At 69.0% G+C, this 16,487-nt stretch carries 14 protein-coding genes; 11 read left to right on the top strand and 3 right to left on the bottom strand.

Translation table 11 applies throughout. From position 1 onward, the window contains the following. The first annotated feature begins 2 nt into the window (after nucleotides 1–2). The 11 genes from xsc (at nucleotide 3) to HV798_RS25525 (ending at nucleotide 13,001) form a co-directional block, all read left to right on the top strand. Nucleotides 3–1,814, top strand: a complete 1,812-nt coding sequence (gene xsc / locus HV798_RS25575) for a sulfoacetaldehyde acetyltransferase (RefSeq protein ID WP_175194233.1) — start codon at nucleotides 3–5, stop codon at nucleotides 1,812–1,814. Nucleotides 1,815–1,817: 3 nt separating this feature from the next. Continuing rightward, entirely contained in the window at nucleotides 1,818–2,738 is a 921-nt protein-coding gene (locus HV798_RS25570) for a bifunctional enoyl-CoA hydratase/phosphate acetyltransferase (protein WP_175194231.1), read from the top strand. Between the two features lie 127 nt (nucleotides 2,739–2,865). After that, nucleotides 2,866–4,443 carry an ABC transporter substrate-binding protein gene (locus HV798_RS25565; RefSeq protein ID WP_175194229.1) on the top strand — a complete coding sequence of 526 codons (1,578 nt, stop codon included), beginning with the start codon at nucleotides 2,866–2,868 and terminating at the stop codon, nucleotides 4,441–4,443. An 11-nt stretch (nucleotides 4,444–4,454) separates the two neighbouring features. Then, complete coding sequence (locus HV798_RS25560; RefSeq protein ID WP_175194227.1) at nucleotides 4,455–5,423, top strand: ABC transporter permease; 969 nt, start codon at nucleotides 4,455–4,457, stop codon at nucleotides 5,421–5,423. After that, nucleotides 5,420–6,325, top strand: coding sequence for an ABC transporter permease (locus tag HV798_RS25555; RefSeq protein ID WP_025137664.1), 906 nt, complete (start codon nucleotides 5,420–5,422; stop codon nucleotides 6,323–6,325). The genes HV798_RS25560 and HV798_RS25555 overlap by 4 nt, the downstream gene beginning before the upstream one ends. Then, the gene (locus HV798_RS25550) at nucleotides 6,322–7,320 is read left to right on the top strand and encodes an ABC transporter ATP-binding protein (protein ID WP_175194225.1); all 999 of its coding nucleotides are present in this window, start codon (nucleotides 6,322–6,324) and stop codon (nucleotides 7,318–7,320) included. The genes HV798_RS25555 and HV798_RS25550 overlap by 4 nt, the downstream gene beginning before the upstream one ends. Further along, nucleotides 7,317–8,324, top strand: coding sequence for an ABC transporter ATP-binding protein (locus HV798_RS25545; RefSeq protein WP_025137666.1), 1,008 nt, complete (start codon nucleotides 7,317–7,319; stop codon nucleotides 8,322–8,324). Before HV798_RS25550 ends, HV798_RS25545 begins: the two co-directional genes overlap by 4 nt. A gap of 25 nt (nucleotides 8,325–8,349) precedes the next feature. After that, the gene (locus tag HV798_RS25540) at nucleotides 8,350–10,002 is read left to right on the top strand and encodes an amidohydrolase (protein WP_175194223.1); all 1,653 of its coding nucleotides are present in this window, start codon (nucleotides 8,350–8,352) and stop codon (nucleotides 10,000–10,002) included. Nucleotide 10,003: 1 nt separating this feature from the next. After that, on the top strand, nucleotides 10,004–10,972 hold the full coding sequence (locus HV798_RS25535; protein ID WP_175194220.1) for a CobW family GTP-binding protein: 969 nt from the start codon (nucleotides 10,004–10,006) through the stop codon (nucleotides 10,970–10,972). 166 nt (nucleotides 10,973–11,138) lie between these two features. Further along, nucleotides 11,139–11,531 carry a nuclear transport factor 2 family protein gene (locus HV798_RS25530; RefSeq protein ID WP_175194218.1) on the top strand — a complete coding sequence of 131 codons (393 nt, stop codon included), beginning with the start codon at nucleotides 11,139–11,141 and terminating at the stop codon, nucleotides 11,529–11,531. A gap of 63 nt (nucleotides 11,532–11,594) precedes the next feature. Next, nucleotides 11,595–13,001: an NAD(P)/FAD-dependent oxidoreductase gene (locus tag HV798_RS25525; protein WP_175194216.1), complete on the top strand. Its 1,407-nt coding sequence runs from the start codon at nucleotides 11,595–11,597 to the stop codon at nucleotides 12,999–13,001. Nucleotides 13,002–13,062: 61 nt separating this feature from the next. Here the strand turns inward: HV798_RS25525 and pdxR are convergent, their stop codons facing one another. The 3 genes from pdxR to HV798_RS25510 form a co-directional block, all read right to left on the bottom strand. Beyond that, nucleotides 13,063–14,586, bottom strand: a complete 1,524-nt coding sequence (gene pdxR, locus HV798_RS25520; protein WP_175194214.1) for a MocR-like pyridoxine biosynthesis transcription factor PdxR — start codon at nucleotides 14,584–14,586, stop codon at nucleotides 13,063–13,065. 182 nt (nucleotides 14,587–14,768) lie between these two features. Continuing rightward, nucleotides 14,769–15,596 carry an ABC transporter permease subunit gene (locus HV798_RS25515; protein ID WP_025137672.1) on the bottom strand — a complete coding sequence of 276 codons (828 nt, stop codon included), beginning with the start codon at nucleotides 15,594–15,596 and terminating at the stop codon, nucleotides 14,769–14,771. Beyond that, entirely contained in the window at nucleotides 15,589–16,425 is an 837-nt protein-coding gene (locus HV798_RS25510) for a taurine ABC transporter ATP-binding protein (protein ID WP_175194212.1), read from the bottom strand. The genes HV798_RS25515 and HV798_RS25510 overlap by 8 nt, the downstream gene beginning before the upstream one ends. Nucleotides 16,426–16,487 lie beyond the last annotated feature (62 nt).

Genomic DNA, 16,487 nt, shown 5'->3' with positions numbered 1-16,487 from the left:
CCATGAGCAGCAAGCAACACATGACCCCCAGCGAGGCGTTCGTCGAAACGCTGGTGGCGCAGGGCGTCAAGGACGTTTTCGGCATCGTCGGCTCGGCCTTCATGGACGCGCTGGACCTGTTTCCCGCGGCCGGCATCCGCTTCGTGCCCACGGTGCACGAGCAGGGCGCCGCGCACATGGCCGACGGCTATTCCCGCGTGACCGGCCGCCACGGCGTCTGCATCGCGCAGAACGGGCCGGGCATCACCAATTTCGTCACCGGCGTGGCCGCGGCCTACTGGGCCCACAGCCCGGTGGTGGCAATCACGCCCGAGACCGGCACCTCAGGCATGGGCCTGGGCGGCTTCCAGGAAACCGAGCAGCTGCCGATCTTTTCGCGCATCACCAAGTACCAGGCCCACGTGAACCGCCCCGACCGCATGGCCGAGTTCACCGCCAAGGCCTTCGACAACGCGCTGGCCGAACGCGGCCCCACGCAGCTGAACATTCCGCGCGATTACTTCTACGGCGAGATCGACGTGGCCATTCCCGAGCCGCGCCGCATCCGCCGCGGCCCCGGCTCGGAAGAAGACCTGGAAGCCGCGGCGCGCCTGTTGGCCGGGGCCAAGTTCCCGGTCATCGTGGCCGGCGGGGGCGTGCTGTTCTCGGACGGCCAGGCCGAATGCGTGGCGCTGGCTGAACTGCTGGGCGCACCGGTGGTCACCAGCTACCTGCACAACGACGCCTTCCCGGCCAGCCATCCGCTGTGGTGCGGTCCGCTGGGCTACCAGGGGTCCAAGGCCGGCATGAAGCTCCTGTCGCAGGCCGACGTGGTGCTGGCGCTGGGCACGCGCCTGGGGCCCTTCGGCACCTTGCCGCAGCACGGGCTGGACTATTGGCCGCAGGGCGCGCGCATCATCCAGGTCGATGCCGACCACCGCATGCTGGGCCTGGTGCGGCCGGTGTCGGTGGGCATCTGCGGCGACGCCAAGCCGGCCGCGGCCGCGCTGGCGGCCAAGCTGCAGGCGCGCGACGTGGCCTGCAAGGCCACCCGCGAGGCGCGTCGCGACCAGATAAACAGCCAGAAGAACGCCTGGGAAAAGGAACTGGACGAGTGGTCGCACGAACGCGACGACTGGAGCCTGGACATCATCGAGCATGGAGGCGGCCGCATGCATCCGCGCCGCATGCTGCGCGAGCTGGAACGCGCCATGCCCAAGCACGCCATGGTGTCCACCGACATCGGCAACATCTGCTCGGTGTCCAACAGCTACCTGCGCTTTGACGAGCCCAATTCCATGCTGGCCGCCATGAGCTTCGGCAATTGCGGCTACGCCTTGCCCGCGCTGATCGGCGCCAAGCTGGGCCGGCCCGACCGTCCGGCGGTGGCGTACGTGGGCGACGGCGCCTGGTGCATGAGCTTCCAGGAACTGCTGACCTGCGTGCGCGAGCGCATTCCGGTCACCGCGGTGGTGTTTCACAACGGCCAGTGGGGCGCCGAAAAGAAGAACCAGGTGGACTTCTACGGCCGCCGCTTCGTCGGCAGCAACCTCTTGAACCCCAACTTCGCCGAACTGGCCCGCGCCATGGGCGCCGAGGGCATCCGCGTCGAACACTCGGACCAGGTGGGGGCGGCCTTGCAGGCGGCCTGCAAGGCGCAGTCCGAAGGCAAGACCACGGTGCTGGAAATGATGGTCAGCCAGGAACTGGGCGACCCGTTCCGCCGCGACGCGCTCAAGCAGCCGCTGCGCTTGCTGGACAAGTACAAGCGCTACGTCAACCAGCCGTTCCAGCCGGGCGAGGTGCCGCTGTCGATCGATCCGGTGCGCGGCTAGACCATGGCCGCCGACCGCTTGTTCGAGCCGCTGCGGGCCGCGGCGCTGTCGGCCGGGCGGGTGCGCACGGCGGTGGCCTATCCGCTGTGCGCGGCCAGCCTGGGCGCGGCGGTGCAGGCGCAAGACGCCGGCTACATCGAGCCGTTGCTGGTCGGGCCGGCGGCCCGGCTGGCCGCGCTGATGGCCGACATGGGCCTGCGCGCCGGCTCGCTGGAAATCATCGATACGCCTGATGACGAACGCCAGGCTGCCGCAGTGGCGGCGGCCCTGGCGCGCGACGGCAAGGCGGGCATGTTGATGAAGGGCAGCCTGCACACCGACCACTTCATGTCGGCGGTGGTGGCACGCGAGTCCGGCCTGCGCACCGGCCGGCGCATCAGCCATGCCTTTGTCATGTCGGTGGCGGCGTACGCCAAGCTTTTCATCCTGACGGATGCCGCCGTCAACATCGCGCCCACGCTGGCAGAAAAGGCCGACATCGCCCAGAACGCCATCGACCTGGCGCGCGCCCTGGGCGTGGCGCGGCCCAAGGTGGCGGTGCTGTGCGCCACCGAATCCGTCAACCCCGCCATGCCCGCCACGCTGGATGCGGCGGCGCTGTCCAAGATGGCCGATCGCCAGCAGATTCGCGGCGGCGAGATCGACGGCCCCTTGGCGTTCGACAACGCCATATCGCGGCTGGCGGCCGAGCAGAAGGGCATCGTGTCGCCGGTGGCGGGCGATGCCGACATCCTGCTGGTGCCCGACATCGAGGCTGGCAACATGCTCTACAAGGAACTGACCTGGCTGGCAGGCGCCGGCACGGCCGGGCTGGTGCTGGGCACGCGCGTGCCGGTGCTGCTGACCAGCCGCTCGGATTCGGTCGAGGCCCGCGTCAACAGCTGCGCGGTGGCCGTGCTGCATGCCCGCGCGCTGGCGGGGTGAGGGCGGCGCCGGCCTGCGCCTGGCACCAACGAGTCCACCGGTTTGGTACTAAGGGCAGGCCCTGGGGTTGACTAGGCTAACGCCAAGGCCGCTTCTTAACGGCCAGCTCAAAACCAGGGGGTGAAAGATGCGCAGCGCACGATGGGGTTTGGCCACGGTCATGACGGCACTGGCGTTGCTGTCCGGCGCACAGGCCGCCGATGCGCCCAAGCCGGGCGGCACGTTGGTCATCGGCTCGACGCAGGTGCCGCGGCATTTGAATGGCGCGGTGCAATCGGGCATCGCCACCGCGCTGCCCAGCGCCCAGCTGTTCGCCAGCCCCTTGCGCTACGACGCCGACTGGAAGCCGCAGCCCTACCTGGCGCAGTCGTGGGAACTGGCGCCCGATGCCAAGTCGCTGACGCTGCACCTGCGCCACGACGCGGTGTTCCATGACGGCCAGCCGGTGACGTCCGCGGACGTGGCGTTTTCGGTCATGGCGGTCAAGCAGAACCATCCGTTCCAGAGCATGTTCGCGCCCGTCGAAAGCGTGGACACGCCCGACCCCTACACGGCCGTGCTGCGCATGAGCCAGCCGCACCCGGCGATTCTGCTGGCGCTGTCGCCGGCCCTGATGCCGGTGCTGCCCAAGCACATCTATGGCGATGGGCAGGACCTGAAGAACCATCCGCGCAATTCCGCCGACGTGGTCGGGTCGGGCCCGTTCAAGCTGAAGGAATTCAAGCCCGGGCAGGAGATCGTGCTGGAGCGCTTCGACAAGTTCTTCCTGCCCGGCAAGCCCTACCTGGATCGCGTGGTGGTCAAGATCAACCCCGACGCCACCAACCTGCTGATCGGGCTGGAACGCGGCGAGGTCGGCGCGTTGCCGTTCATGTCCGAACCCACCATTTTGCGGCGCGCCAAGGACAACCCCGGCATCACGATGAGCAGCCGCGGCTACGAAGGCATCGGCGCGCTCAGCTGGCTGGCGTTCAACACCGCGCGCAAGCCGCTGGACGACGTGCGGGTGCGGCAGGCCATTGCCTACGCCATCGACAAGAACTTCATCACCAAGGCCCTGAACGCCGGCTTCGCCAAGCCGGCGGACGGCCCGATCGTGGCCTCCAGCCCGTTCGCCACGCAGGACCTGAAGAAGTATCCGCTGGACCCGAAAAAGGCCGAGCAGCTGCTGGACGAGGCCGGCTTCAAGAAAGACGGCAAGGGCGAACGCCTGTCGCTGACGGTGGACTACATGCCGGGCAGCGATGTGCAGGGCAAGAACGTGGCCGAATACCTGCGCAGCCAGTTGAAGAAGGTGGGCGTGACCGTACAGGTGCGTGCGTCGCCGGATTTTCCGACCTGGGCCAAGCGCATCGCCAGCCATGACTTCGACATGACCACCGACATCGTCTTCAACTGGGGTGACCCGGTGATCGGCGTGCACCGTACCTACCTGTCCAGCAATATCCGCGACATCATCTGGACCAACACGCAGTCGTACAAGAATGCCAAGGTCGACGCCGTGCTGGCGCAGGCCGGCACCGAAACCGACGAGGCCAAGCGCCGTGCGCTGTACGCCGAGTTCCAGCAACAGGTCACCGCAGACCTGCCGATCGACTTCCTCACCGTCATTCCGTATCACACGCTGTCGTCCAAGAAGGTGCATGGCCTGCCCGAAGGTATCTGGGGCGTGCTGTCGCCGCTGGACGACACCTATCTGCAATAGCGGGAGCCGACATGCTGCGATATCTCTCGCGTCGGCTCGCCTATGCCGTGCTGCTGTTGCTGGCGGTGGTGACGCTGAACTTCCTGTTGATCCACATTTCGCCGGGCGATCCGGTGGAAACCATCGCCGGGTCCATGGGCGGCATCAGCGAGGAACTGCGCGCCCAGCTGCGCACCCAGTACGGGCTGGACCGGCCCTTCCTGGCACAACTGGGCCTGTACCTGTCGCATGTCGTGCGGGGCGACCTGGGCTATTCCTATTTTTTCAACCTGCCGGTGGCCCAGCTGATCTGGGAACGCGTGCCGGCCACGCTGCTGCTGGTGGTGACGTCGGTGGCCAGCGCGTTCGTGGCGGGCACGCTGCTGGGCACGCTGGCCGCGCGCAAGCCCAACGGGCCGTTGTCGCAGGGCATCACGCTGCTGTCCATCGTGGGTTATTCGGCGCCGGTGTTCTGGACGGGGATCATCCTCATCATTCTGTTCGCGTCGGCGCTGCCGTGGTTTCCGGTGTCCGACATGCGCTCGGCGGGCGGGCCCGATGGCGGCTGGGCCGGCGCGCTGGACGTGCTGCACCACCTGGTGCTGCCGGCCTTCACGCTGGCCTTCGTGTACCTGGCGCAATACAGCCGGCTGGCGCGCGCCAGCGTGATGGATGCGCTGTCGGCCGACTACATCCGCACGGCCCGCGCCAAGGGGCTGCCCGAGCGCACGGTGCTGTACAAGCACGCGCTGCGCAACGGCGTGCTGCCGGTGGTGACCATGCTGGGGCTGCAGTTCGGCAACGTGCTGGCCGGCGCCATTCTCGTGGAAACGGTTTTCAACTGGCCCGGACTGGGCCGCCTGGCCTTCGATTCCGTGCTGCGGCGCGACTATCCGACCTTGCTCGGCATCCTGCTCTTTGCCTCGTTGCTGGTGGTGGTGATGAACCAGCTGACCGACCTGGCCTACCGGCTGATCGACCCCAGGATCAAAACCTCATGAGCCAAGCCCCTGTTGCCGTCCCCGCCAGCGCCACCTTGGCCACCGCGCCGCGCAAGGCGCCGGCGCGGCCCTCGTACGAAGCGCTGCGGGTATTCGCGCGCAATCCGGGCGCCATGCTCGGCGTGCTGCTGTTGGCCGTCATTCTGGCGGTGACGCTGTTCGGCCCGGCGCTGATGCAGGCGGACCCGTTCGAGATCGTCAGCGCGCCCATGGACCCGCCCGGCGGCGAGCTGTGGCTGGGGTCCGACTACCTGGGCCGCGACGTGCTGACCGGCATGGTCTATGGCGGCCGCGCCACCTTGCTGGTCGGCGTGGTGGCGGCGGTGCTGTCCATGGCCATCGGCGTGACGGTCGGCGCGCTGGCCGGCTACTACGGCGGCTGGGTCGATGAAACGCTGATGCGCATCACGGAATTCTTCCAGGTGCTGCCGGCGCTGCTGTTCGCCATGGTGCTGGTGACCCTGTTCAGCCCATCGCTGGCGACCATCGCGGTGGCCATCGGCGTGGTCAGCTGGACCGGCACCGCGCGCTTGGCGCGCGGCGAATTCCTGCGGCTCAAGCGGCGCGAATACGTGCTGGCCGAAAGGGTGATCGGCGCCAGCAACGCACGCATCATCTGGCGCGTGATTCTGCCCAACGCGCTGGCGCCGCTGATCGTATCGGCCACGCTGGCCATCGGCACCGCGATCCTGTTCGAGGCCGGCCTGTCGTTCCTGGGGCTGGGCGACCCCAACGTCATGAGCTGGGGCCTGATGATCGGCAGCAACCGGCCATACATCCTGGCGGCCTGGTGGGCGGTGACGCTGCCGGGCGCGGCCATCTTCGTGACGGTGCTGGCAGTCAGCCTGATCGGCGACGGCCTGAACGACGCGCTCAATCCGAATTCGCGGGGGCGCGCATGAACGCCGCCGATCAACTGCCCGTGCTGCAAGTGGACGGCCTGAGCCTGGAATTTCGCACCCGCGGCCGCACCGCCGAAGTGCTCAGCGGCGTCAGCTTCGACCTGCGGCCCGGCGAAACGCTGTGCCTGGTGGGCGAATCCGGTTGCGGCAAGAGCATGACGGCGCTGGCCATCATGCGGCTGATTCCGCCGCTGGCGCGCATTGGCGCCGGCCACGTGCGGCTGCGCGGCGCCGACCTGGCCTCGTATGGCGACGAGGCCATGCGGCGGGTGCGGGGGAACGATATCTCGATGATCTTCCAGGAACCGATGACGGCGCTGAACCCCGTCTACACGGTGGGCGACCAGATCGCCGAGCCGCTGCGCCAGCACCAGGGGCTGGGCAAGACCGAGGCACGCGAACGCGCCATCGGCATGCTGCGGTCGGTAGGCATTCCTTTGCCGGAGCGACGGGTGGACGACTACCCGCACCAGCTGTCCGGCGGCATGCGGCAACGGGTGATGATCGCCATCGCCCTGGCTTGCGATCCCGAAGTGCTGATCGCCGACGAACCCACCACCGCGCTGGACGTCACCGTGCAGGCGCAGATCTTCGACCTGCTGCGCGAACAGCAGGCGCGCCGGGGCACCGCGGTGCTGATGATCACGCACGACATGGGCGCGGTGTCCGAGATGGCCGACCGGGTGGCGGTGATGTATGGCGGGCGGGTGGTGGAGCAGGGCGACGTGGGCCAGATCCTGGCGCAGCCGCGCCACCCGTATACGCAGGGGCTGATCGCCTGCCTGCCCGAACTGGATCGCACGCCCAGCGCGCACCGGCCCGACCTGCCGGAGATTCCCGGCGTGGTGCCGTCGGTGTGGGAGCGCGGCGAAGGCTGCCCCTTCCAGGACCGCTGCAATCGCGCGCTGGCGCGTTGCCGCAATGAATTTCCGCCCATGGCCGCCGTGGGCGACGGCCATGCGGTGGCCTGTTGGCTCTATCCGGAGGCCGCATGACCGCGCAGCCGCAATCTTCCCCCTTGCTGTCGGTGCGCGACCTGGCCGTGCACTTTCCCATCGGCGGCCAGGCCGTGGTGCGCGCGGTGGACGGCGTGTCGTTCGATCTCGCGCGCGGCCGCACGCTGGCGATCGTGGGCGAATCGGGGTCGGGCAAGACCACCACGGCGCTGTCGGTGCTGCGGCTGGCAGACCCCACCGGCGGGCGCATCGAATTCGACGGCACCGACCTGACGGCCCTGCGCGGTACGGCGCTGCGGCGCATGCGGCGGCGTCTGCAACTGGTGTTCCAGGACCCGTATTCGTCGTTGAATCCGCGCCAGCGCGCCGGCGACATCGTGCGTGCGCCGCTGGACCTGATGCACATCGACCCGCCCGGCGGCCGCGAGGCGCGCGTGGCGCTGATGTTCGAACTGGTCGGTCTGCGGCCCGAGCAGCGCCAGCTGTATCCGCACCAGTTCTCGGGCGGCCAGCGCCAGCGGCTGAACATCGCGCGGGCGCTGGCCAGCGCGCCGGACCTGATCGTGTGCGACGAGCCGGTATCGGCGCTGGACATCGCCATTCGTGCGCAGATTCTGAATCTGTTGCGGCGCATCCAGCGCGAGCAGTCGCAGTCGTTCCTGTTCATCTCGCACGACATGGCGGTGGTGGAACACGTCTGCGACGACATCGCCGTGATGTACCTGGGCAAGATCATCGAGCGGGCCACGCGGCAGGCGTTCTTTTCGCGGCCGCTGCACCCGTACAGCGTGGCCTTGATGTCGGCCGTGCCCACGGTGAAGGGCGGGCGCGATGCGGCAGCGCGCCGGGTACGTCTGACGGGTGATCCGCCCAGCCCGGTGAACCCGCCGCCCGGCTGCCGTTTCGCGGGGCGCTGCCCGGTGGCGCAGCCGTTGTGCGCCGCCCAGGAGCCGCCGCTGCGCGAGGCCGCGCCCGGCCACCACGTGGCCTGCCATTTCGTCGAATCCCGTCACGGCGCCGCCGTCTCGCCGCTGCAGGCGTGACGCCGCCCCAACCGAAGGAGTCCCGATGTCCGTTGCCCCCCGCACCACGATCTATTCCGCCCGCAGCATCCTGACCATGAATCCGGCCCAGCCGCGCGCCACGCACGTGGCGGTGCGCGAGGGCCGCATTCTGGGCGTGGGCAGCCTGGATGACCTGACAGGCTGGGGGCCGGCCGACCTGGACGAGCGCTACGCCGGCCAGGTGCTGATGCCGGGGCTGGTGGAAGGGCATTGCCATCTGCCTGAAGGCGGCATGTGGAAGTTCGCCTATGTGGGCTTCTACGACCGCCGCGGGCCGGACGGCCGCCTGTGGCCGGGCCTGAAGAGTTTCGATGCCGTGGCGGCCCGCCTGCGCGAATTCGGCCAGGGCCTGGCCAAGGGCGAAACCCTGATCGGCTGGGGCTTTGACCCGATCTTCTTCGGCGGCCAGCGCATGAGCGTGCGCGACCTGGACGCCGTGTCGGCCGAACGGCCGGTGGTGGTGATGCACGCCAGCATGCACCTGATGAACGTGAACACGCCGATGCTGGCACGGGCCGGCATTGACCGCGATACCGATATCGAAGGCATCAGCCGGTTCGACGACGGCACCCCCAACGGCGAACTGTGCGAGTTCGCCGCCATGTTCCCGGTGATGCGCCTGATCGGCAGCCCGTTCCGCACGGTGGGCTTGTCGGAAGACGGCCTGCGGCTGTTCGGCCAGGTGGCGCAATGGGCCGGCGTGACCACCGCCACCGACCTGGTCAACGAACTGGGCGACGACGGCCTGGCCACCCTGGCGCGGGTCACGGCCGAGCCGGATTATCCGGTGCGGATCGTGCCGGCGGCATCGGCGCTGGCCTTCGCGGGCGACCCGGCGGCCTGCCTGGCGCGGCTGGAAACCGCGCGCCGCCTGAACCACGGCAAGCTGCACCTGGGCATGGTCAAGCTGGTGGTGGACGGGTCCATCCAGGGCTTCACGGCGCGGCTGCGCTGGCCGGGCTACTACAACGGTGCGGCCAACGGCATCTGGGTGATCGCGCCGGCCGAGCTGGATGCGCTGGTGCAGGCCTATCACGATGCCGGCGTGCAGCTGCACATCCACACCAATGGCGACGAGGCCACCGAACGCGCCATCGACGCCATCGACCGCGCGCTGCGCCGCAGCCCGCGGCCGGATCACCGCCACACCTTGCAGCACTGCCAGATGGCGGACGCCGCGCAGTTCCGGCGCATGGCCAGCCTGGGGCTGTGCGTCAACCTGTTCGCCAATCACATCTTCTACTGGGGCGACGCCCACCACGCGCTGACCATGGGCCCGGACCGCGCCAATCGTATGGATGCCTGCGCGTCGGCGATGCGCGCCGGGGTGCCGTTCGGCATCCATTCCGATGCGCCCATCACGCCGCTCGGGCCGCTGTTCACCGCCTGGTGCGCCGTCAATCGCCAGACCGCGTCGGGCCGCGTGCTGGGCGAATCCGAACGCATCAGCGTCGATGCGGCATTGCACGCCATTACGCTGGGCGCCGCCTACACGCTGCACCTGGATCATCTGGTCGGGTCCATCGAAGTGGGCAAACAGGCCGACTTCTGCGTGTTGCAGGACGATCCCCTGACCGTGCCGCCCGAAAGCCTGAAGGACATTGCCGTGCTGGGCACGATGGTCGGCGGCCGGCCCCTGGCGCGTCAGGGAGCCTGACATGGCGCGCATTGCGCTGACGGTGGTGGGCGGTTTCCTGGGCGCGGGCAAGACGACGTTGTTGAACCATGTGCTGACCGGCAGCCCGCGCCGGGCGGCGGTGCTGGTCAATGATTTCGGGCCGATCGATATCGACGCGGGCCTGGTCGCCCAGCGCGCCGACAACGTGATCCGGCTGGCCAACGGCTGCGTCTGCTGTTCGATGGCAGGCGGGCTGGACGAGGCGCTGGCGCGGGTGCTGGCCTTGCAGCCGGCGCCGCAGTGGATCGTCATCGAAGCCAGCGGCGTGTCCGATCCGGGCCGGATCGCGCAGGTCGGCATGGCGGACCCGCTCTTGCAGCTGGAAGGCGTGGTGGTGCTGGTGGATGCAGGCGCCATCCGCGAGACCGCCGCCGATCCGCTGCTGGCCGACACCGTGTTGCGGCAGTTGCGCGCGGCTGACCTGCTGGTGCTGAACAAGACCGACCTGGTGGCGCCGGGCGAGACAGCGGCGCTGCGGGCCTGGCTGGGCGAGCAATCGGGCGGCGCGCCGATCGTGGCCGCGCGGGAAGGGCGGGTCGATCTGAGCGCGCTGGGGGCCATTGGCTGTACCCATGATGCTTGCACCCATGCCGACTGTGGCCCGCACGGACACGACGCGTCGCATCACCACGATGACGGCCCCCGCCCCGATGACGACCCCGCGCATCCCTTTCAAAGCTGGCTGTGGCAGGCGCCAGACCTGTTGCATGCCGACCGGCTGGCCAGCAGCCTGCGGCAATTGCCCCGGCATTGGCTGCGCGCCAAGGGCTGGGTGCGTACCGAGCGCCATGGCTGGGTGCTGGTGCAACTGGCGGGGCGCCGGGTGCGCTTTGACACGCAGGCGCAGCGCCCGGCCGAGATCGAACGGCCGGCGCTGGTGTTCATCGGGCTGCGCGATGGGGGCGGCGGCGGCGAGGTGGCCGCGCATCTTTCGGCGGCTGCGGTGTGACGGGCGCGCGCGAAGCAGGCCGAGCTGGCCGCGTGCCGCCGCGCCATCACCGCCGTCTGGTGCAAGCGATTGGCCGCGTCTGGTTCTAGACCCTGCCAGACCCCGCGCGTACCTTGGGCTTGGCACGCGGGCGCATGTCGCGCCCGCGGATTCAGGAGGGTAGGCAATGCACCAGACCGTCACCGTGGACATGCTGGCCGAGTTCGCAGCCGCGTGGAATCGCCACGATATCGATGCCTTGATGTCTTTCATGAGCGACGACTGCGTCTTTGAAACCGTGGGTGGTCCCGAGCGCTGGGGCGCCCGCCACGCCGGCTGCGAGGCGGTGCGCACGGCGTTCGAAGCGGCCTGGAAGAATTTCCCGGACGCGCAATGGAACAACGGCCGCCACTGGGTGGCGGGAGACCGGGGCGTATCGGAATCCACCTTCACCGGCACCGCCGCCGACGGCTCGCGCATCGAGGCCGACATGGTCGACGTCTTCACCTTCCAGGGCGGCAAGATCCGCGTCAAGAACGCGTTCCGCAAGCAGCGCCCGGCCTTGCCGGCGCGCGGCTGACCTGTCGATTCCCACGGCCGCCATCGCGCCCCGACCCCGCTCACCGCTACCGGACCCCGCCGCATGGATACCGCTATGCCTTTCGATCCCCCGGACGCCGCCAGCCCCGCCGCCAGCGCCTACAACCCCACCTACGATCCGCTGGTCTCGCCGCCGGGGCGCGGGCAGGATTACGCGCCGACCTACTGGGTCGCCACGGCCGGGCCGCCGCCGGCCGACGACGGGCCGGTGCAGGGCGACATCGATGCCGACGTGGTGATCGTCGGGTCGGGCTTCACCGGCCTGTCCGCCGCGTTGGCGCTGGCGCGCGACTACGGCGTGAAAGCCGTGGTGCTGGAGGCCAACCGCGCGGTGTGGGGCTGCACCAGCCGCAATGGCGGGCAGGGCCAGAACGCATCGGGGCGACTGTACCGGTCGCAATGGATCGAACGCTGGGGCCTGCCCACCGCGCGCCGGCTGGACGCCGAGATCCGCGAGGGCTTCGAGTACTGGAAAAGCCTGGTGGACCAGGTCGAGTGCGACGCCCAGCCCGGCGGCCACCTGTACACCGCCCACCGCGAAAAGAAGATGGCGTTCCTGCGCAACGAGGCCCGCGTCATGCGCGAGCAGTTCGGCTACGACACGCGCATGCTGGACAAGGCCGCGCTGCGCGAGCGCTATGTCGACGACCACGAGGCCGTGGGCGCCATGCACGAGCCGGACGGCGTGGGCGTGCATCCGCTGAAGCTGGCCTACGGCTACATGCGCCAGGCCCGCGCGCTGGGTGTGCGCATCCATCCGGGCAGCCCCGTGCTGGGCTGGACCGAAGAGGCCGGCGGCTATCGCCTGCAGACGCCGGGCGGCACGGTGCGCGCCAGGCGAGTGGCCTTCGCCACCGGCGGCTACACCGCGCAGGGGGTCAACGGCCTGCTGGACAACCGCATCATGCCGGTGCTGTCCAATTCCATGGTCACAAGGGTGCTGACGCCCGACGAACGCGAGCGCGCCGGTCTGAAAAGCACGGTGTTCATCACCGACACGCGCACGCTGCGCTTCTACTACCGCCTGCTGCCGGATGGCCGCATGCAGATCGGCAGCCGCAGCGCGCTGCGCGGCGCCGATGCGCAGCACCCGCGCCACCTGGCGCTGCTGCGCAACGGCCTGGCGCGCAAGTTCCCGTCGTTGCGTGGGGTCGAGGTGGACTATTCCTGGTGGGGCTGGGTGGACGTCAGCCACGACATGATGCCGCGCATCACACAGCCCGATCCGGCGCAGCGGGTGTACTACGCCTTTGGCTACGGCGGCAACGGCGTGGCGTTCTCGGCCCACGCCGGGCGCCGCTTGGCGCAGCGCATGATGGGGCAGGACGGCGTGGCCTGGGACTTGCCCATCTACGACTCGCCGCTGCCCGGACACCTGTTCGCGCCGTTCCGCCGGCTGGGGCAGGCGCTGCTGTACCGCTGGTACTACCTGCGTGACGAAATCCTCTGATGCCAGGCGGGATGGCGCCGTTTTTCGCGGACGGCGCCGGGCGTTTGCCCCGATGGCGCCGTCAGGCCGCTGCCCGCAGGCGGTAGCGGCGCACCACCTGCGCCAGCTTTTCAATCCCGGGCCCGATGTGCTCGGCGCGGATCGACGTGAACCCCACCCGCAGGAAATTGCGCGGGGCGTTGGCGCCGTCCATGAAGAACACATTGCCTGGCTCGACCACGACGCCCTCGGCCAGCGCCGCCTGCGACAGTTCGGTGGCGTCCAGCCACGCCGGCCCCTGCAGCCAGCACGATGATGAACCGGTGATGGGCACCGCCGTGAAGTCGGGCAGCCAGCGCGCCAGCGCCGCGGTCAATTCGGCGCCGCGCTGCTGGTAGGCCTGCGATTGCCGGCGCAGCAGCGAATGGTGATGCCCCAGTGAGATGAACAGCGAGAACGCACGCTGGATGTAGGCCGACGGATGGCGCAGCATCAGGCGGCGCAGGGCGCGCAGCTCGGCGGCCAGTTCGCGCGGGGCGACGATGTAGCCGATGCGCAGGCCCGGCGCGAACGATTTGGCCAGGCTGCCCACGTAGATCACGCGGCCGTCGCGGTCCTGGCTTTTCAGCGCCGGGATCGCGCCTTCGCCCCAGCGGCTTTCGCTTTCGAAGTCGTCTTCGATGATCAGGCTGTCGGCCTGGCGGGCCAGCGTCAGCAGGTTGTCGCGGCGCGCGGCCGACAGCGTGACGGTGGTGGGGCATTGGTGGCCCGGCGTCACGAAAATGTAGTCGCAGCCCAATAGGTGCGTGCCGGTGCACAGGCCCTGGCCATCTACCGGCAGCGGTAGCAGGTGGCGGGTGTGGCTGGCGAAGATGTTGCGCGCATCGGGGTAGCCCGGATCTTCCATGCCGACCACCGTGTCTTCGTTGACCAGCAGGTCGGCCAGCAGATACAGCGCGTGCTGCGCGCCCACGGTGATGACGATTTCCTCGGCGTCGGCCCACACGCCGCGGCGCGGCAGCACCTGGGTGCGGATCTGCTCGATCAGCGCGGGGTCGTCGTGGGTGATCAGGTCGGGCGCCCAGCTGCGGATGTCCAGCACCGACAGGGCCTTGATACAGCATTCGCGCCATTCGGCGGTGGGAAACAGGTCCTGGTCGAACTGGCCGTAGACAAAGGGGTAGGGTTGCTTCTGCCAGTCTTGCGGCTTGACGATGTTGCGCTGGCGGGTCGGGCGAAACCGCAGCCGCTCGTCCCAGCAGACGGCGTCGGCCGCCACGTTCGAGGCGCAGGGGTCCGCGTGCTGCGCGGCGCGCCCTTGCAGCACGTCGGCGCTGACGAAGTGGCCGCTGCGCTCGCGCGATTCCAGGTAGCCCTCGCTGACCAGCTGCTGGTAGGCGAACACGACGGTGTTGCGGGCGATGCGCAACTGGTCGGCCAGATAGCGGCTGGACGGCACCGGCGCGCCCGGCGGCAGATGGCCGCTGAGAATGGCCGACACCAGCATCTGCCGGACCCGGCCCTGCAGGCTGAGATTGGGCGCGCTTTCGCGTTCGAACAGGCGTTCCCGCAACACAGGCTTGAGCATCGAGGCCTGGCTGGACATGGCGGCTCCTTGTAGTGGCGACGCGCCCCGGCCGTGCCGGCGCGAGGCGCGCGGCGGGGCGGGGGGCTGAGTCCCAGAATAGAGGAGCGGATGGGGGGACGGAATGCGGGAATGCCCTGCCGACGCGTCATGGATGACAAATGGATGACGCATCGGCCAGAAAATGGAACGAGACCCTCCTTTCAGATGCGTCCCTTCCAGGGAATCGCGAATTTCTCCAGGTAGCGCACCAGCAGGTCGAAGGCGAAGGCGAACACGCCGATCACGATGATGCCCATGATGACGGTGTCGCTGGCCAGGAACTGCGCGGCGTTCAGCACCATGAAGCCCAGCCCGCGGTCGGCGGCCACCATTTCGGCGGCCACCAGCGTGGTCCAGCCCACCCCGATGCCGATGCGCATGCCGGTGAAGATCTCGGGCATTGCCGCTTTCAGGATCACGTGCCAGACGATCTGCATCCGCGAGCCGCCCATGGCGTAGGCGGCGTGGATCTGCTCGATGGACACGGACCGCACCCCGGCCCGTGCCGCAATCGCCATGGGCGCGAAGATGGCCAGGTAGATCAAGAGGATCTTGGGGAATTCGCCGATGCCGAACCAGATGATGATGAGCGGCAGGTAGGCCAGGGGCGGCAGGGGGCGGTAGAACTCGATGGGCGGGTCGAAGATGCCACGGGCGTAGCGGTTCACGCCCATCAGGATGCCGACCGGTATGGCGGTGGCGCAGGCCAGGAAAAACGCCGAGAACACCCGCGTCAGGCTGGCCAGCGCGTGCTCGGCCAGGGTCGAGTTGGCCACGCCGTCGGTCATGGCGGACACGAATTTGCCGTACACCGCCTGAGGCGACGGCAGGAACAGCGGCTTGACCCAGCCCGCGTTGGTGGCCAGGAACCACAGCGCCAGCAGCGCGATGCTGGTCAACAGGCTGATGTGGCCGCTGTAGCCGGCTCCCGGCGCGCCATAGACCTTGCCCGGCGTGGCCGGCTGATGCCCCGAAAAGCGGCTAGGCATGGACGGCCTGCGGGGCGGAGGCGGCAAGTTCGTCGCCGTAGATGATGCCAAGGACTTGTTCGCGCATGGCGATGAAGTCGGGACTTGATTTGATGCCGCGTCCATCGCGCGTCTCCAGGTAGCGCCGGTTGAAGTCCGGCTTGAAGGTGTGGGTGATGCGTCCCGGGCGCGGCGACATCACGATCAGCCGCGACCCCAGGAACAGCGCCTCTTCCACGCTATGGGTAATGAAGAAGAACATCTTGCCGGTCTGGCGCCAGATATCGAGCAGCAGCTCCTGGATGGTCTCGCGGGTCAGTGCGTCCAGCGCCGCCATGGGCTCGTCCATCAGCAGCATGGCGGGGTCGCAGGTCAGCGCCCGGGCGATGCCCACGCGCTGCTGCATGCCGCCGGAAAGCTGGTAGATCATGTGGCGGTGAAAATCCTGCAGGCCCACCAGTTCGAGGTTGCGGCGGGCGCGGGCGCGGCGCGTTTCGCGGTCCACGCCCTGCAGCTTCAGGCCGAACTCGGTGTTTTCCAGCACATTCAGCCAGGGCAGCAGGGCGTGCTTCTGGAACACCACGCCGCGGTCGGCGCCGGGGCCGGTGATGGGCCGCCCGCCCAGCGTGATCTCGCCGTCGGTGGGCGACAGAAATCCGGCCAACAGGCTGAGCAGGGTGGTCTTGCCGCAACCGGACGCGCCCAGCGCCACGACGAATTCGCCGGGCTCGATGGTCAGGTTGACGTCTTGCAACGCAATCACCGGGCCGCTGTCGTGCAGCCCGGGGTAGGTGACGCTGACATGGTCCGCGCGCAGGGCTTGCGCGGCGGGGGTGGTGGCGTGGGACATACAGGCTCCCCGGTTATTGCGGCATCCGCGGCGAGGCGGGCGCCGGGGCGCGCCTGCCGGCG

The sequence above is a fragment of the Achromobacter deleyi genome, assembly GCF_902859705.1.
Taxonomy (GTDB): domain Bacteria; phylum Pseudomonadota; class Gammaproteobacteria; order Burkholderiales; family Burkholderiaceae_B; genus Achromobacter; species Achromobacter deleyi.
The sequence above is the reverse complement of the archived record's forward strand: the minus strand, read 5'-3'. Positions and strand labels throughout refer to the sequence as shown.

What these genes read in the sequence shown, in the direction of transcription:
- xsc (WP_175194233.1), top strand. Translation starts at nt 3, where the DNA reads ATGAGCAGCAAGCAACACATGACCCCCAGCGAGGCGTTCGTCGAAACG.
- pdxR (WP_175194214.1), bottom strand. Translation starts at nt 14,586, where the DNA reads ATGTCCAGCCAGGCCTCGATGCTCAAGCCTGTGTTGCGGGAACGCCTG.
- HV798_RS25570 (WP_175194231.1), top strand. Translation starts at nt 1,818, where the DNA reads ATGGCCGCCGACCGCTTGTTCGAGCCGCTGCGGGCCGCGGCGCTGTCG.
- HV798_RS25560 (WP_175194227.1), top strand. Translation starts at nt 4,455, where the DNA reads ATGCTGCGATATCTCTCGCGTCGGCTCGCCTATGCCGTGCTGCTGTTG.
- HV798_RS25515 (WP_025137672.1), bottom strand. Translation starts at nt 15,596, where the DNA reads ATGCCTAGCCGCTTTTCGGGGCATCAGCCGGCCACGCCGGGCAAGGTC.
- HV798_RS25565 (WP_175194229.1), top strand. Translation starts at nt 2,866, where the DNA reads ATGCGCAGCGCACGATGGGGTTTGGCCACGGTCATGACGGCACTGGCG.
- HV798_RS25530 (WP_175194218.1), top strand. Translation starts at nt 11,139, where the DNA reads ATGCACCAGACCGTCACCGTGGACATGCTGGCCGAGTTCGCAGCCGCG.
- HV798_RS25550 (WP_175194225.1), top strand. Translation starts at nt 6,322, where the DNA reads ATGAACGCCGCCGATCAACTGCCCGTGCTGCAAGTGGACGGCCTGAGC.
- HV798_RS25540 (WP_175194223.1), top strand. Translation starts at nt 8,350, where the DNA reads ATGTCCGTTGCCCCCCGCACCACGATCTATTCCGCCCGCAGCATCCTG.
- HV798_RS25525 (WP_175194216.1), top strand. Translation starts at nt 11,595, where the DNA reads ATGGATACCGCTATGCCTTTCGATCCCCCGGACGCCGCCAGCCCCGCC.
- HV798_RS25555 (WP_025137664.1), top strand. Translation starts at nt 5,420, where the DNA reads ATGAGCCAAGCCCCTGTTGCCGTCCCCGCCAGCGCCACCTTGGCCACC.
- HV798_RS25545 (WP_025137666.1), top strand. Translation starts at nt 7,317, where the DNA reads ATGACCGCGCAGCCGCAATCTTCCCCCTTGCTGTCGGTGCGCGACCTG.
- HV798_RS25510 (WP_175194212.1), bottom strand. Translation starts at nt 16,425, where the DNA reads ATGTCCCACGCCACCACCCCCGCCGCGCAAGCCCTGCGCGCGGACCAT.
- HV798_RS25535 (WP_175194220.1), top strand. Translation starts at nt 10,004, where the DNA reads ATGGCGCGCATTGCGCTGACGGTGGTGGGCGGTTTCCTGGGCGCGGGC.